This is a genomic window from Devosia sp. MC1541 (genome assembly GCF_012847305.1).
In the GTDB taxonomy this organism is placed as follows: Bacteria; Pseudomonadota; Alphaproteobacteria; order Rhizobiales; family Devosiaceae; genus Devosia.
In genome coordinates this window covers 438,179-453,133 of record NZ_JABBDZ010000001.1, presented here as the reverse complement: position 1 = coordinate 453,133, position 14,955 = coordinate 438,179, and the positions used below count along the sequence as shown (strand labels likewise).

Here is a 14,955-nt window from a genome sequence, read left to right as displayed (position 1 = left end):
ATCAGGTGCAGTTCGCTCAAACGAACTGCACCTGTTTTGCTTAGGCGGTGTGTGGCAGCACGCGTTTGAGAATGTCGGCCATGGTGACGACACCCAGAATACGGTCAGCTGCGGTGACGATAGCGAGTTGCTCGCCGTCCTTACGCATACGGGCCTGCGCTTCGTAGACGGACGTGTGTTCTGGCAAAGCCAGAACGTCACGCGCGAACTTGGCGGCTGGCGCCGACCCACCCTCAAGAAGCGTGTCGCGAACGTGCACAACCTTGGGCCCGGATGCGCCCTCGTCGAGCAGCAAAATCCGCATGTGGCCCGAAGTTTCGGCAAGCTTGCGCACCTCGGCAACACTGGCCTTAGGGCCAACCGAAACGGGTTTGCCACCCGGAGCGATCAAATGGCTCACCGAAGCACTGCCCAGATCGATAAGGCTCGAGAGCTGTTGTTGCACTTCCGTTTCCAACACGCCCACTTTCGCCGAATGTTCAACGAGCTGACGGATGGTTGCCGCGTCCTGCCCACCGATAGCAGTGCTTTCGACAGGCTCAACACCCGAGGCACGGACGAGAGAGTTGGCAATGCGGTTGATCACGCCGAGCACAGGGCGCAGCGGCCAGATGTAGCTTTCAGCGGCCAGACCAATGGCAACGGCCGCCTTTTCAGGATGCGCGATCGCCCAGGACTTTGGTGCCATTTCGCCAACAACCAGATGCAGGAAGGTGACGAAGAACAGCGACAGCAGGAATGCCGCGCTATCGGCCAGCCAGAATGGAGCACCGGCATTGAGCAGAATAGGGCCGAGCGCCGCGTCTACGGCTGGCTTGGTGATTGCACCCAATGCGAATGTGCACAGGGTAATCCCGAGCTGCGCGCCCGCAAGCATGAGGGTCAGGTCGTTCATGCCACGCAGCGCCGCGCGTGCCGAAGCACTCTGCGGGGCCATTTCTTCGAGCTGACGACGACGGGCGCCAATCAGTGCAAATTCGATGATCACGAAGAAGGCGCTGAGAACGATGAGAGCGATAGTCGCTAGAATGACGAATGTAGGGTCTTTCATGGCAATCACTCCGCCTGCTCGATGAGCTGAACGCGCACTCTGGTGGGCACATGGCGCTCCACTTCGAGAACAGTCACAGACAGGCTACGGCTAATCAGAATACCCTCTGCGACTTCAGCTTGATCGGCAGGGAGCTGCACAACCACAACTTCATCAACAGCCGGCAGTTCGCCGGTTTCCGCAATAAGCAGACCGGCAATGGTTTCGACGTCGCCCTTCTCAATCGGGCGACCAATCGTGCGTTCGACTTCGTCGAGGTGCACATCGCCTTCCATGATCCAGATACCGTCGCCATCAAAGGTCACGGCATCTTCTTCATCGCTGTCGTGCTCATCGGTGATTTCGCCGACGATCTCCATGGCGATATCTTCGAGGGTCAAAACGCCAGCAAAGCCACCATATTCGTCGATGACACAGGCCAGTTGGTTATTGGTGCCGACCAGCTTATCGAAGGCGTCCGGCAGGTCCATCAAGGTTGGTACAACCAGCGCAGGACGCATGATGGTGGTCACCGATGCGTTCGGGTCGGCGGTTTCGAGTTGTGGGAGCAGGTCCGACAGATGCACCACCCCAATCGGGGCTTCTTCGTCGTCGACCACTGGATAGCGCGTATGCGCGCGGGCCATCATCTCACGCACTTCTGCGATGGTCGCTTCAGGGCCGATCCAATCCACCTGCGAGCGTGGCACCATAGCGTGCTCGACGTCACGTTCTGGGAAGTCGACAATACGGTCCATCATCCAGGCCAGTTCGGCCGGCAGGTCGCCGCTGTTGCGCGAGTCAGCGATAATGCGCGGCAGATCCTCGCGCGAAGCGCTGACGTCGATGTCGTGCACAGGCTCGATCCGCAGCAGCTTGAGCAACACGTTCGCTGACATGTCGAAGAAGCTGATGATCCAGCCCATAGCCTTGAGATAGAACAGCGTCGACGTCGCCAGCATTTTTGCCAGCGGTTCGGCATTCGAGATGGCGAGGTTCTTTGGATAGAGTTCGCCAAAAATCATTTGGACGACGGTCGCGAAGAGCAGCGCTAGAATGGTGCCGGTGGCAATACCGACTTCTGTGGGGATACCCACCCCGCCAAGCATGGTGCCGAGGGCACCGCCAACGAGTGGCTCAGCCACATAGCCAACCATAAGGCCGGTTACAGTGATGCCCAGCTGCGCGCCGGAGAGCATGAAGCTCGTTTGCTTGGTGACAAGCAAGGCACGCGCAGCGGCTTTGTCGCCCTGTGCCGCTTGCGCCGCGAGCTTAGTGCGGTCGACGGCCATATAGGCAAATTCTTGAGCGACGAAATAACCGCCAACAGCGATAATCATAATGATGATCGCTATGCCGAGCAGCAGATTCAATATTGGTTCGATCATTTGTGACACCTGGTGCGCGCTAAAAGAAGCGGCACATATTTCTCCTGTAAGGCTTCGTCAGTTGGATATTGGGTGCTGTCATTCATAAGAACGACCGATGATGTCGATCTGTTCATTTCAGATCGCCTGATTGGGTTGATGGCACTGGCTGCGGTCGTTTCAAAAGATTGCCGATATCGCCAGCCATGCAGCAAAAGCGAAGGCTGCGATAACGCCGGAGACAATCACGAGGGAGACAATGCCGGTCACTGTTCCGGCCAGAACCCAGATCCCGTCTTGCTGAATAAGACCCAGCGCGAGGATGCAAATGGCGATAGCTGGCAGCATATTGCCCAGCGGAATGGGCAGAAACAGTACGATAGCGAGAATGAGTGTGAGCGCGCCGACCAGATATTCTGCCGGTGGCTTTGTCAGTATGGAAAAGCGCGGGCGCATAAGCCGCTCGGCTTTCTCCAGCCATGGCCCAACCTTGGCCAGAATGCGGGCAAAGTCTGCGCGCGCAAAAGAGCGATCAGCGATGATGGCTGGTAGCCATGGAGCGCGTCCCAACATCAGCTGAGCCGCCAGAAATAGGAGCGGTGCTCCAAGCACGCCTGACACGCCTGGCGGCACCGGGATGGTATTGGGCACGGCGAACACAAACAGCATGGCGGCGATAGCGCGCTGATCGAGCTCTAGCAGCAGGTCGCGAATATAAATGCGATCCCGGTCAACGCGCCCGGCAATCTGGCCCAGCTTGGCTGAAAGACTAAACGTTTCATCGTCGCCGCTTATCGCGGTCTCTTTTGTCGACATAAAATTCCCCCTCTCGGCAAAGGCGCGCCACCGACCATCGGTCGGCAGCGCCCCTCAGCTTTACTCGTCTTGTTGGCCTGTCAGGCTGAGCAGCAGCTGGAAGATATTGATGAAGCTCAGATAGAGCGACAGTGCGCCCATAACGGCGAGCTTCTGGTTGCCTTCAGCACCATTGTGCTCTGCGTACTGATCCTTGATCGACTGTGTGTCCCAAGCGGTCAGGCCGAGGAACACCAGAATGCCGATGATCGAGACCGCGAACTGCAGAACGCTGGAGCCGAGGAAGATATTGACGATCGAGGCAATAACGACGCCGATCAGGCCCATGATCAGGAACGAGCCAAACTTGGCGAGGTTCGCTTTGGTCGTATAACCGTAAAGGCTCATCACGCCGAACATTGCAGCGGAGATGAAGAACGTACGGGCGATGCTCGACCCGGTAAAGTTCAGGAAGATGGAGGCCATCGACAGGCCCATCACCGCACAGAATGCCCAGAACATGCCTTGCGCTGCAGCAGCGGAGAGGCTGTTGATCTTGAACGAGAAGAACATCACGAACGCCAGCGGCGCGAACATGACAACCCACTTCAATGGCGAGGAGAAGATCGGCACGTAGAGGGCTGGTGTCGAGCCGACGAAGAAGGCTACGAGGCCGGTGATGACCAGGCCAAGGCCCATGTAGTTGTAGACGCGCAGCATATGCTGGCGCAGGCCTTCGTCGTAGACGGCGGTGTTCTGCGAAGCGGTGGCCGAATTACCCCATCGCATGTTGGGCTGGGATGACATCTGTCTCGTCTCCATTAGTATAATGTGTCAGCGAGCATGTGCGCTGCGTTCAGTATTTCGGTTTCATCGCTGGCGCCGACGAGCGCATAGGCGATTTCCCCGATTTGCCAGTGCGCGAGAACAGCATTGCCCTCGCTGATAGCGGTGGGGTTGTGCGCAGCGAAGTCGCCGGGGCGCGCTGCGAATATGGAAACCCGTCCCAAATCTGATGCACTGAGGGACATCTCGACACTTGGGCCAAACCGGGACGGATAAACCTGTACGTCTTCGACGGTCCAGCTCTCGGGCAGGGTCGGCATGACGATGGCAGTCGCCGCGAGCAGTTCCGCCGGATCGTATTCGGGAACCTCTGGCTGCGATGTCATGACCGCGCGCACCTGACTAACTTCGTGGGCGCGCAACGCTGCCTCAAGATAATCGGGCATCGGGGAGGGGCGCGAGAGTGCCGAAGTGGTCAGTGCGCCGATAGACGCGCCCACCATCAACAGACCGCAGGCCGCTGCGACGGGACGCAGGCGATTGAAAAAGACCCGTCGACCAATTGAGTTTTGTAGACGCCGGGCGAGATCCTGCGAAGAAACGCGGATCGCCTCTGGCGCACCAACGCTGCTCAAATAGAGCTCGTGGTTCACCCTCAGCTCGTCGATCACCTGCGCCGCCAGCTCGGGATTGCGCGCCAGGTGCTGTTCAACCACCACACGCCGCAGCGGATCAATTTGACCATCGATATAGAGAGTTAGATCCTCGTCAGTGACGTGCTCAGTCATTGTCGGTACTCCCTACGATCTTGAGATGTCTGGGGGGATTGAGAAGCTCGCCAGAGCGCAGCGCCTTGCGGGCACGGGAAACGCGCGACAGCAAAGTGCCTTCGGGCACATTGAGAACCTGCGCCGCCTCGGGATAGGTCAGCCCTTCAATGGCAATCAGATGCAGCGCCTCGCGTTGCTCATCGGAGAGCAAAAGAAAGCCGCGCCGGACTTCGCTCAATTGTACGGCATCGTCCTGATTGGGTGGGTAGCTTACGCTGCCAACCCGCGCCTTGTCGGCACTCGTGCGAACAACGCTGCGCCGATACCCATCGACGAAGCAATTGTGCATGATCGACATGAGCCAGGTTTTGAGAGAGCCACCAATTTTGAAGGACCGGCGCTTTTCATAGGCGCGGACCAGCGTTTCCTGCACCAAATCCTCGGCATTCTGCGGCTCGCGCGCTAGCGTCAGCGCGTACCGTCGCAGGTCTGGCAGGTGGTCAATCACTTTGGCGAGGCGGTTGGTCATCCAACATATACGCGCGACTTGCCCAACCCTTCCAATAGGTCATGAAAATAATTGAGCGATCGCAGGTGAGAAATGAGCGTCAGGTCTTCCATCCTGACGCCCACAAGGTTCTGGTCTATGCCGTGTGGACCGAGCGAGGCAGGGACGAGAGGATTTCCGCCCCATCGGCGCGTAGGATGACGATGTCCTCAAGGCGAATGCCAAAGCGGCCCGGCAGGTAGATACCCGGCTCGATGGAGAACACCATGCCTTCGGCCAGAACAGTGTCCGACGACGCAGTGATATAAGGTGGCTCGTGCCCGCCAATGCCCATGCCGTGACCGGTGCGGTGGACGAAATATTCGCCATAGCCAGCCTCGGTAATCACACCGCGAGCGGCCGCGTCAACATCGCGAGCCAGTGCGCCCGGAACCGCCGCCTTCAACGCCGCCTGCACCGCACGCTCCACGATGTCGTGGATCTCCGCATACCCATCCGGACCTTGGCCGATTATCGCCATGCGCGTGATATCGCTCGGGAAACCATCCGTGCGGCCACCGATGTCGAGCACTATCGCGTCTCCATCGGTAAGCTTGCGGTCACCGGTATGGTGATGCGGAAATGCGCCATTGGGACCACTGCCAACCACGGCAAACTGCATGGGCGCGTTTTCAGAACTAAAGTGATCGCCGATGATCGCCATGAGTTCATTTTCAGTCATGCCGGGCCGAATAGCCTTGAACGCCGCCTGCATGGCGCGGTCCGCGATCAGCGCATTCTTCTTGAGCGCCGCATATTCGCGCTCATCCTTGCGCATGCGCAAATAGCTCAGCGTATCGTCGGTAAAGCTGCGCTTAGCCGCGGGCAGGGCGTCGAGCAACAGCATGGCAAAGTCGATGCGCATGGTTTCGTCAAAGCCAATGTGCTTGGCCTCAGTCGTACCAACATCGGCCAGTGCCGCCAGAAACGCCTGCTTGGGCCCAATATCATCGGACCAGACATGGAAGGCGATATCCGTCTCGGCCCGCGAGCCTTCCGCATTCAGCGCCGGCATCACAAATGCTTCGCGCTCAGGGCCGATCAGCAACAGGCACGGGCGTTCACACAACATGGGGTGAAAGCCCACCAGCCAGTCCATGTGGGAGCTGGGTGCAAGCGCAATCAGATCAACATTTTGCTCGGCCATACGCTCACGCAGGCGCGCGAACTTGGCCTTAGTATTTTCGGTCACAGAATGCCCCTATGGCTTTGAAATCGCGTCGAGAATGCGGATCCAGCCGCGAATGCCCTTCTCGAACGACTTGACGTTGTATTTCTCGTTTGGCGCGTGCCCGCGGTCGTCCGCCGTACCCCAGCCGACCAGTAATGCATCCATGCCCAGAATAGAGCGGAAATCGCCGACAATCGGGATCGACCCACCACCGCCGGTGACAATCGCCGGATTATCCCACTCGCCCTTCAACGCCTGCTTGGCCTTGTCGAGAATTGGCGCGTCGTAAGGCAGCTGCACCGCTGGCGCCGCGCCATGATCGCCGAACTCAACGCGGCAATCCGCCGGAACCTTCGAACGCACATAGTCCCGGAAAATCGCGCGGATCTTGTGCGGGTCCTGATCATGCACGAGGCGGAACGAAATTTTTGCGGTGGCTTCCGCCGGAATGACGGTCTTGAACCCTTCGCCCGCATAACCGCCGCTGATGCCGTTCACTTCCGCTGTTGGGCGCGCCCAATTCAGCTCCAACATCGACCGGCCCTTTTCCCCAACCGGAATCGAGAGTCCAACCTGCTCGAGCATATGCGGACGAGACACTTCCAGCGCATCCCAGACCTTCTTCAGCTCCGGTGGCGTCTCGTGCACGCCGTCGTAAAAGCCGGGCAGGGTGATGCGGCCCGTTTCATCATGCAGTCCGGCGACAATCTTGCCGATTATATGCAGCGGATTGGCGGCAATCGCCCCAAACCCGCCCGAGTGCAAATCGTGGCTTGCCGCATAAATCTTGATCTCTTCGCCCACCAGCCCGCGCAACCCAGCGCAGATCGACGGCGTCTCGTCGTCCCACATGCCCGTGTCACAGACGAGGACATAATCGGCCTTAAGCTCGTCCTTATTGGCCTCAAGGAAGGGCCGCGCCGAAGGCGAACCGCATTCTTCCTCACCTTCAAAGATGATGGAAATCCGCGCTGGCAGCTTGCCATTGACCTCCTTATACGCGCGCACCGCCTCCACAAAAGTCAGCAGCTGTGCCTTGTCATCGCAGGTGCCGCGACCGGAGATAATCTTCTGCCCCTTCGCTCCAGTGCGGATCGCAGGTTCAAATGGCGGATGGTCCCACAGGTGCAACGGGTCGACCGGCTGCACGTCGTAATGACCATAGAACAGGTAATGCGGGCTCTCGTCGTCCGGGCCTGCATGATGGGCAACAACCATTGGGTGCCCGGTGGTGTCGCGGACCGAAGCATCAAAACCGAGCTCAGTGAGATAGTCCGACAGCGCCTGCGCGGCCCGTCGACAGTCAGCGGCATGGGCCGGATCGGTTGATATGGACGGTATGCGGACCAGATCAAACAGGGTCTGCAGGCTTGATTCGAGGTTAGCATCGGCCTGACGAAGGACCGGTTCGAGCTCAGACATGGGCACCGTATCGCTTTGCAATGTATAATTTTTTGAAGTCGCAAACACCGCCCGCCACACCCAAGCGATACACTCAGTATCCTTGTATGTAAGCGGGCCTTAGCAACTTCCAGCATGTCGATTTTAATTGTCTGACATCTCTTGGAAACCCATTTCTAATCGATGATGACGCTTGTCTGGGGTTGACAGCGGACGGGACATGAATTTGTCTGACATATGTCTATTTCTGCTGAAATGGTCTCGGCTTAAGTTTTCCTGCGCCTCGTGCAAAGGGCAAACGCGGCCGGCCAATAGGGACAGCAGAATGCACGAATTTTACCGGGTGTTGCGGTTTGGCAGGGGGCCAATCGCACGGTCTCGGGTAATCTTGAGGGAGTTTAGTGGTGAGACGTATTATTCTTCTAGGCACGACTGCGCTTGCGATGGCAGCGTCGTCGGCAGGTGTGTCGCTCGGCTACGAAGGGCTGGAACTGGTCGCGCCAAACTGTGACGCTGGCAACAAGATCAGCGCCATCCGTGCGGTTGATGAACACACCGTCACTTTCGAAATGTGTAAGTCGGACCCGGCTTTCGAGCCTAAGGCCGCTTTCGTGTCCTTCGGCATCCAGCCTTCGGAACACATCAACACCGTTGGTACCACTAAGGACATTCTGTCCAACCCAATCGGCACCGGACCATACACGCTTGAAACGTGGAACCGCGGTGACTCGATCATCCTCAAGCGCAACGACAATTACTGGGGCGAAAAGGCCAACGCCGAAACGCTCGTTTTCCGTTGGAGCACCTCCGGCGCCAGCCAGCTCAACGAACTCCGTTCGGGTACTGTTGATCAGATCAGCACTGTCAGCCCAGACGATTTTGACGCTGTAAAGAACGATCCAGATCTGCAGTTCCTGCCGATTTCTGGCCCGAACACCTTCTATGTCGGCATGAACAACAAGTTCGCGCCATTTGATAACGTCAAGGTCCGTCAGGCGATTGCCATGGGCATCGACCGTCAGCGTATCGTTGACAACTACCTGCCTGAAGGCTCGGACGTCGCCAAGTTCTTCACCCCATGCACCATTCCAAATGGTTGCGTAGGTGACGAATGGTATGGTTTTGACCCAGTGGCCGCTAAGGCGCTTCTGGCCGAAGCTGGCTTCCCAGAAGGCTTCAAGACCAAGATTTTCCTCCGCGACGTCTTCCGCACGTATCTGCCTGAACCAAACACCATGGCTGTTGAACTGCAGTCGCAGCTCAAGAACAACCTCGGCATTGAAGCTGAAGTTGTGGCTCTGGAATCCGGTGACTTCATCGGTCAGGCGAGCGCCGGTGACCTTGATGGCTTCCACCTGCTCGGCTGGGGTGCAGACTATCCGCACATCACCAACTTCCTCGATTACCACTTCGGTTCTGAGGTAAAGCAGTTCGGTAACTCCTTCCCAGAAATCTCCGGCCCACTGGCTGAAGGCGCGACCGTTGCGGACGTTGAAGCGGCTAAGCCACTCTACGAATCTGCCAACAACGCCATTCGTGATCTCGTTCCGATGATCCCGATCTCCCACGCGGCTGCGGCTTCGGCTGCGCGCTCCTATGTCGAAAATGCCGGCTATCGCCCATTCGGCGCTAAGCAGTTCAGCCTGGCAAACCCCGGCAAGGACACCATGGTCGTTATGCAGAACGCTGAGCCAATCAGCCTGTACTGCGGTGACGAGTCTGACGGCGAGTCGACCCTGGTCTGCACCCAGATCATCGAAACCCTGCTCGACTACGCTCAGGACAGCGGTTCCATCGTCGGTGGTCTCGCAACCAGCTGCGACGCGAACGCAGACGCCACTCTGTGGACCTGCAACCTGCGTGAAGGCGTAAAGTTCTCGGACGGTTCGGACTTCGATGCCAATGACGTCGTTGCATCCTATGCTGCCGGTCTTGACGTGACCAACCCAGCGCACGTCGGCAACACTGGTACGTTCAACTACTACTCGTACCTCTGGGGCCTGATTAACGCTCCGGCCAACTAAGCGATTATCGCTTCGAGCGAAGCGGGTGCTCCGGCACCCGCTTCATCAGATTTCTGCTCTTTTAGAAAAAGCCCGATGCTTGGATATGCGATAAAGCGTCTACTGAGCGCCATTCCTGTGCTGTTTGGCATTCTGCTGGTCACGTTCTCACTCTCTCGCCTGATACCCGGCGACCCCTGTAAAGCCATGCTGGGTGACAAGGTCAGCGAAGCGACCTGTATCGAGTTTGAGCGCAGTTTTGGGCTGGATCAGCCTATATGGGTACAATTCTTCTATTATATCCGTGACGTTGCGCAGGGCGACTTTGGCAATTCCATTCGCTTTTCGCGTCCGGTAACCCAGATCATCATTGAGCGTCTGCCGATGACCATGGAGCTGGCATTGTCGGCTCTGGTGATCGCCACGATTTGCGGCATCGCTATCGGCATTTTCGCCGCTCGCCGTCACAACACCGCCGCTGACGTCGGCACCATGGCTATCGCCAATGTCGGTATTGCTATGCCGGTGTTCTGGCTTGGTCTGATGATGGCCTATGTGTTTGGCGTTATGCTCAAAGGTACCCCATTCTGGCTTCCGCCCTCAGGGCGTTTGACGGCTGGTTTGGTGTCCGTGCCCTTCTATGAGGCATGGGGTTGGGAAATCACCAAGGGCACGTTCTTCGGCCAGATCGCCGAGTTCATCTCCAACTTCTTCATTTTCAACGCGCTCATCACCTTCAACTGGACCGTCTTCAATGACGCGGTCCGCCACATGATCTTGCCTGCAATGGCCGTGGCGACCATTCCAATGGCAGTTATCGCGCGCATGACCCGGTCCTCGCTCCTCGACGTCCTCGGTCGCGATTATGTCCGCACCGCGCGCGCCAAGGGTGTGCCCGACAACAAAGTCGTTCAGCGCCACGCACTTGGCAACGCCATGCTGCCTGTCGTCACCATTCTGGGCCTGCAAATGGGCGCGCTTTTGAGCGGCGCCGTTCTCACCGAGACCGTTTTTGGCTTGGCTGGGGTAGGGCGCATGTTGATGGAGGCGATCTTCGCCCGCGACTACCCAATCGTACAGGGTTTCACCGTGCTCATCGCCACCATTTACGTGGTCGTGAACCTCATCGTGGACCTCTCCTATACCTACCTCGATCCGCGCGTTCGGCCGCAATAGGACCCTGATATGAATAGCCTAAATACTGCAACTGCCAGGGCCGCTGAAATCGTGCTGGAAGAGGGCCTGCTCGGCGATCCAGTGCCGCTATGGAAGCAGACGTGGAAGCGTCTCCTGCGTAAGCGCTCGGCCCAACTGGGCATGCTCTTCATCGGCTTTATGGTGTTGGTCGCAATCTTTGCGCCGCTCATTGCGCCCTATGATCCAAATCAGGTGCTGCTTGGCGTTGAGGATATCAAACGCCGCGAAGCGCCATGTATCCATATGTTCGGCTGCGATGTTGCCAAGCCCCAGCATTTGATGGGCATTGACGGCAACGCTCGCGACGTCTTTTCCCGTATTGTCTATGGCTCCCGCATCAGTCTGATGATCGGCATTGTCACCGTTTCTGCGGCTCTCGTTATGGGCGTGCTGCTCGGCGCAATCGCTGGCTACTTCGGTGGCTGGCTCGACAACATCATCATGCGCATCATGGACGTCATTCTCGGCTTCCCATCTCTGCTTCTGGCTATCGCCATTGTCGCCGTGCTGGGGCCTGGCATCGTCAACGCGCTATTGGCCATATCCGTGGTCTCTGTGCCCGGATACGCCCGTGTGACGCGGGCCAGCGTGTTGTCGGTAAAGTCACAAGACTTCGTCGCTGCCAGCCGCGTCCTTGGCGCGAGCAAGTGGCGCATTCTGTTCACCCGCGTTCTGCCGAACTCGCTCACCCCGATTGTGGTTCTTGCCACTATGGGCGTCGCTGGCGGCATTCTTGAAGCTGCGGGCCTGAGCTTCCTTGGTCTTGGCGCTCAGCCGCCAATGGCGGAATGGGGCACCATGCTTGGTAGCGAGAAAGACCAGATCTTCTCCGCGCCGCACTTGGTCTTCTTCCCCGGCATCGCCATCGTCATCACAGTGCTCGGCTTCAATCTGCTGGGTGATGGTCTGCGCGATGCGCTCGACCCACGTTTGAACTCGTGAGGCGGCGATGAGCGAACCAATCCTTCAGGTCCGAGACCTCAGCACTCTCTTCACCACGCGCAACGGCAATGCCCTTGCCGTCGATAAAGTCTCCTTTGATTTGAAAGCGGGGGAGACCCTGTGTGTCGTCGGCGAGAGCGGTTGCGGCAAGTCCATTACCGCCCTGAGCATTGCCGGCCTTGTCCCCTATCCGGGCAAGGTCGTCGGCGGCGAGGTCATGCTTGGCGGCATCGATCTGCGCCGTATGACCGCAGCGGAAACCTCAAAAATCCGCGGCGATCGCCTGTCGATGATCTTTCAGGACCCGTCGTCTGCGCTGAACCCGGTGCACACTGTCGGGAAACAGATCGCAGAGGTCTATCGCCTGCACAAAGGCATGACCGAGGCCGAGGCCAAAGCGGCGGCCATCAAGCTTCTTGCCGCTGTCGGCATTCCTGATCCTGAGCGCCGTATGAAGGCCTATCCGCACGAAATGTCGGGCGGCATGGCACAGCGCATCATGATCGCCATGGCTCTGGCCTGTCAGCCCGAAGTGCTGATCGCGGACGAGCCGACCACAGCCCTCGACGTAACCATTCAGGCGCAAATCCTTGAGCTGATGCGCGAGCTGCAAAAGGATTTTGGCACTGCCATTATTTTGATCACCCACGATCTGGGTGTCGTTGCCGAAATGGCCGACCATGTGGCCGTCATGTATGCGGGGCAGGTGGTTGAATATGCCGACGTGCGGACCTTGTTCCGCTCGCCTCAGCATCCCTACACCAAAGCGCTTCTCCGCTCGATCCCGAGCATGGATGCCGGGCAGGAGATGCTCGAAGTCATCGAGGGCCGCGTCCCTCAACTGACGCACCTGCCGCAGGGCTGTCGTTTTGCGCCGCGCTGCACGGCGCGCCGCGAAGTCGATGAGCCGCGCTGCACAAGTCTCGTTCCGGACCTGCTGCCCGTTGCCCCCGATCACCATTCCCGGTGTTGGCTGACGGCGTCGTCCGCTACCGAAATGCATAAACAGGCTGAACTGCTATGACCGCCTTGTTGGAATTGCGCGATGTGAAAAAAGAGTTCGCCGTCACCGGCGGCCTCTTCCAACGCGTCGTTGGCAAAGTCGCGGCGGTGAACTCCGTCAATCTCGCTATCGAAAAGGGTAAAACCCTTGGGGTGGTGGGCGAGAGTGGCTGCGGAAAGTCGACCCTCGCACGCGTTGTCGTCGGCCTTCACCCCGCCACCGGCGGCGAGGTCATCTTTGACGGTAAGCAGATCAATAAGGGCGACGCTGGCGTCAGCTTTGAAGCCAGCCGCCGCATCCAGATGGTCTTTCAGGACCCATACTCATCGCTCGATCCGCGCCTGCCGATTGGTCGGTCAATCGCCGAAGGCCTGGCTGTCCATGGCATCGGCAATGAGGCGAGCCGCCGAAAGGCCGTCGGAGAGATCCTCCAGCGCGTCGGCTTGCCTGCGCAAGCGGCGGACCGTTATCCGCATGAGTTCTCTGGCGGTCAGCGTCAGCGCATCGGCATTGCCCGGGCGCTGATCCTCGAGCCAGAATTGCTGGTCTGTGACGAACCCACGTCTGCCCTCGACGTGTCGGTTCAGGCTCAGATCCTCAACCTGTTGCGCGTGCTCAAAAGCGAGCTGAACCTCACTATGATGTTCATCTCGCACAACCTCGCCGTCGTCCGTCACATCGCTGATGATGTCGTGGTGATGTATCTCGGTCACGTCGTCGAGATGGCCCCATCGGCCGAGCTCTTCGCTAATCCCCGCCACCCCTATGCGCAGGCATTATTGTCCGCGACCCCGGTGGCTGACCCAGACCGTCGGGGCACACGACTGCGTCTCACCGGCGAACTCCCCTCGCCAATGAACCCGCCAGCCGGATGCCCCTTCAATCCGCGTTGCCCATTGGCCAACGATCGTTGCCGGAGCGAAGTGCCGACACTGGCGCAAGCCGGTCCCGCCCGCGTCGCCTGCCACGCCGTCCAAGAGGGGCGGGCCTCTAAGCTGGACGCCCTCATTCCAGCTTAAACCAGGGCCAAGCACCGCAAAAGCTCAAGGCGTCTCCATTGGAGGCGCCATTTTTTCGTGTTCAGGGCAGGGCGTGGCCCTCGTTAAAGCCCCCGCCAAGCCCTTCACAGCGCCCAAAAGTGCCAGCCAAGTGCCAATGATATGCCCATCGGCGCCACAGATGTTGAAAAGCTTTGAGAATTTTCTAGAGGCCGCTTTACAGGGGCAAATCACGCCCCTATACAGAGCCCACGTTGCGCGGAACTGATGTTCCCCAAGCGCTGCGGGAGTAGCTCAGTTGGTTAGAGCGCCGGCCTGTCACGCCGGAGGTCGCGGGTTCGAGCCCCGTCTCTCGCGCCATTTTCTTTCTTGAAATTGTTGTTCTGAAGTCAGGGTGCCCCTGCCAAGTCCTTGCGCTTTATTGGCTTTCGGGCAGTCGCAATGTTGACTGGCATGTCTGTCGCTTGAAGCCTGTCATTCGCACAGTTTTGGGCAGTGCGTCACCAAGACGAGTGCGATCCCTTACAGTCTCGTTTCACCTTGTGAAGAATGGTGCCTCCCAGATACTCGTCGGCCAACCGGGGAGGCTTGTTTGGTGTAGGCTCTCTAGTGACTGATCATCCAAGGTCTGGCGGCAGGGAAGCTCTTGGAGCCGTCGGCTCGGACCAAGGTGGAGCGCCCCTTCTTTCCGGTGCTGCTGCAACACGAGCAGCCTGGTCCATGCGCTGATCCACCCCGTTTGGGCTCGTGGCGCGCCCGCTCATTGGTGGCAAAAGCCTGCCGCTGTGAGGCCTCCATGCCCGCAATGTAGGGGACTGTAAGGAAAGCCCGCGGCGCGGGCCCTCCACAGCTTGGGCAGGCACAGGGCTCTGCCGATTGGGCCATGGGACGCACAGCCGAGAACGGGCCGCAGTCCTGGCATTGATAGTCATAATTGGCCATGAT

Annotated in this window: 14 protein-coding genes and 1 tRNA gene; 6 read left to right on the top strand and 9 right to left on the bottom strand. The window is 58.6% G+C overall.

Annotated features, from left to right (window positions below; genetic code table 11):
• Positions 1-40 precede the first annotated feature (40 nt).
• The 8 genes from HKD40_RS02070 to HKD40_RS02035 form a co-directional block, all read right to left on the bottom strand.
• A complete protein-coding gene (locus HKD40_RS02070; RefSeq protein WP_169194049.1) occupies positions 41-1,051 on the bottom strand; it encodes a CNNM domain-containing protein in 1,011 nt (336 codons plus the stop codon).
• Between the two features lie 5 nt (positions 1,052-1,056).
• On the bottom strand, positions 1,057-2,418 hold the full coding sequence (locus HKD40_RS02065; protein WP_169194048.1) for a hemolysin family protein: 1,362 nt from the start codon (positions 2,416-2,418) through the stop codon (positions 1,057-1,059).
• Between the two features lie 159 nt (positions 2,419-2,577).
• Positions 2,578-3,213, bottom strand: a complete 636-nt coding sequence (locus HKD40_RS02060; RefSeq protein ID WP_169194047.1) for an exopolysaccharide biosynthesis protein — start codon at positions 3,211-3,213, stop codon at positions 2,578-2,580.
• 60 nt (positions 3,214-3,273) lie between these two features.
• Complete coding sequence (locus tag HKD40_RS02055) at positions 3,274-3,999, bottom strand: Bax inhibitor-1/YccA family protein (protein WP_248305855.1); 726 nt, start codon at positions 3,997-3,999, stop codon at positions 3,274-3,276.
• A 14-nt stretch (positions 4,000-4,013) separates the two neighbouring features.
• Positions 4,014-4,766: an anti-sigma factor gene (locus tag HKD40_RS02050; RefSeq protein ID WP_169194046.1), complete on the bottom strand. Its 753-nt coding sequence runs from the start codon at positions 4,764-4,766 to the stop codon at positions 4,014-4,016.
• Positions 4,759-5,277 carry a sigma-70 family RNA polymerase sigma factor gene (locus HKD40_RS02045; protein ID WP_169194045.1) on the bottom strand — a complete coding sequence of 173 codons (519 nt, stop codon included), beginning with the start codon at positions 5,275-5,277 and terminating at the stop codon, positions 4,759-4,761. The genes HKD40_RS02050 and HKD40_RS02045 overlap by 8 nt, the downstream gene beginning before the upstream one ends.
• Positions 5,278-5,392: 115 nt before the next feature.
• The gene (locus tag HKD40_RS02040; RefSeq protein WP_349236781.1) at positions 5,393-6,487 is read right to left on the bottom strand and encodes a Xaa-Pro peptidase family protein; all 1,095 of its coding nucleotides are present in this window, start codon (positions 6,485-6,487) and stop codon (positions 5,393-5,395) included.
• Between the two features lie 9 nt (positions 6,488-6,496).
• Entirely contained in the window at positions 6,497-7,888 is a 1,392-nt protein-coding gene (locus tag HKD40_RS02035) for a M20/M25/M40 family metallo-hydrolase (RefSeq protein ID WP_169194044.1), read from the bottom strand.
• Between the two features lie 383 nt (positions 7,889-8,271).
• Between HKD40_RS02035 and HKD40_RS02030 the strand changes: the two genes are divergently transcribed.
• The 6 genes from HKD40_RS02030 (at position 8,272) to HKD40_RS02005 (ending at position 14,370) form a co-directional block, all read left to right on the top strand.
• Complete coding sequence (locus HKD40_RS02030) at positions 8,272-9,891, top strand: ABC transporter substrate-binding protein (RefSeq protein WP_349236780.1); 1,620 nt, start codon at positions 8,272-8,274, stop codon at positions 9,889-9,891.
• Positions 9,892-9,966: 75 nt separating this feature from the next.
• The gene (locus tag HKD40_RS02025; protein ID WP_169194043.1) at positions 9,967-11,046 is read left to right on the top strand and encodes an ABC transporter permease; all 1,080 of its coding nucleotides are present in this window, start codon (positions 9,967-9,969) and stop codon (positions 11,044-11,046) included.
• A gap of 9 nt (positions 11,047-11,055) precedes the next feature.
• The gene (locus tag HKD40_RS02020; RefSeq protein WP_169194042.1) at positions 11,056-12,009 is read left to right on the top strand and encodes an ABC transporter permease; all 954 of its coding nucleotides are present in this window, start codon (positions 11,056-11,058) and stop codon (positions 12,007-12,009) included.
• A 7-nt stretch (positions 12,010-12,016) separates the two neighbouring features.
• Entirely contained in the window at positions 12,017-13,033 is a 1,017-nt protein-coding gene (locus HKD40_RS02015; RefSeq protein WP_169194041.1) for an ABC transporter ATP-binding protein, read from the top strand.
• Positions 13,030-14,031 (top strand): dipeptide ABC transporter ATP-binding protein, encoded by a 1,002-nt coding sequence (locus HKD40_RS02010; RefSeq protein WP_169194040.1) that lies wholly within the window; start codon positions 13,030-13,032, stop codon positions 14,029-14,031. Before HKD40_RS02015 ends, HKD40_RS02010 begins: the two co-directional genes overlap by 4 nt.
• A gap of 262 nt (positions 14,032-14,293) precedes the next feature.
• Positions 14,294-14,370 (top strand) — tRNA-Asp (locus HKD40_RS02005).
• Positions 14,371-14,616: 246 nt separating this feature from the next.
• Here the strand turns inward: HKD40_RS02005 and HKD40_RS02000 are convergent.
• Positions 14,617-14,952: an FmdB family zinc ribbon protein gene (locus HKD40_RS02000; RefSeq protein WP_169194039.1), complete on the bottom strand. Its 336-nt coding sequence runs from the start codon at positions 14,950-14,952 to the stop codon at positions 14,617-14,619.
• Positions 14,953-14,955 lie beyond the last annotated feature (3 nt).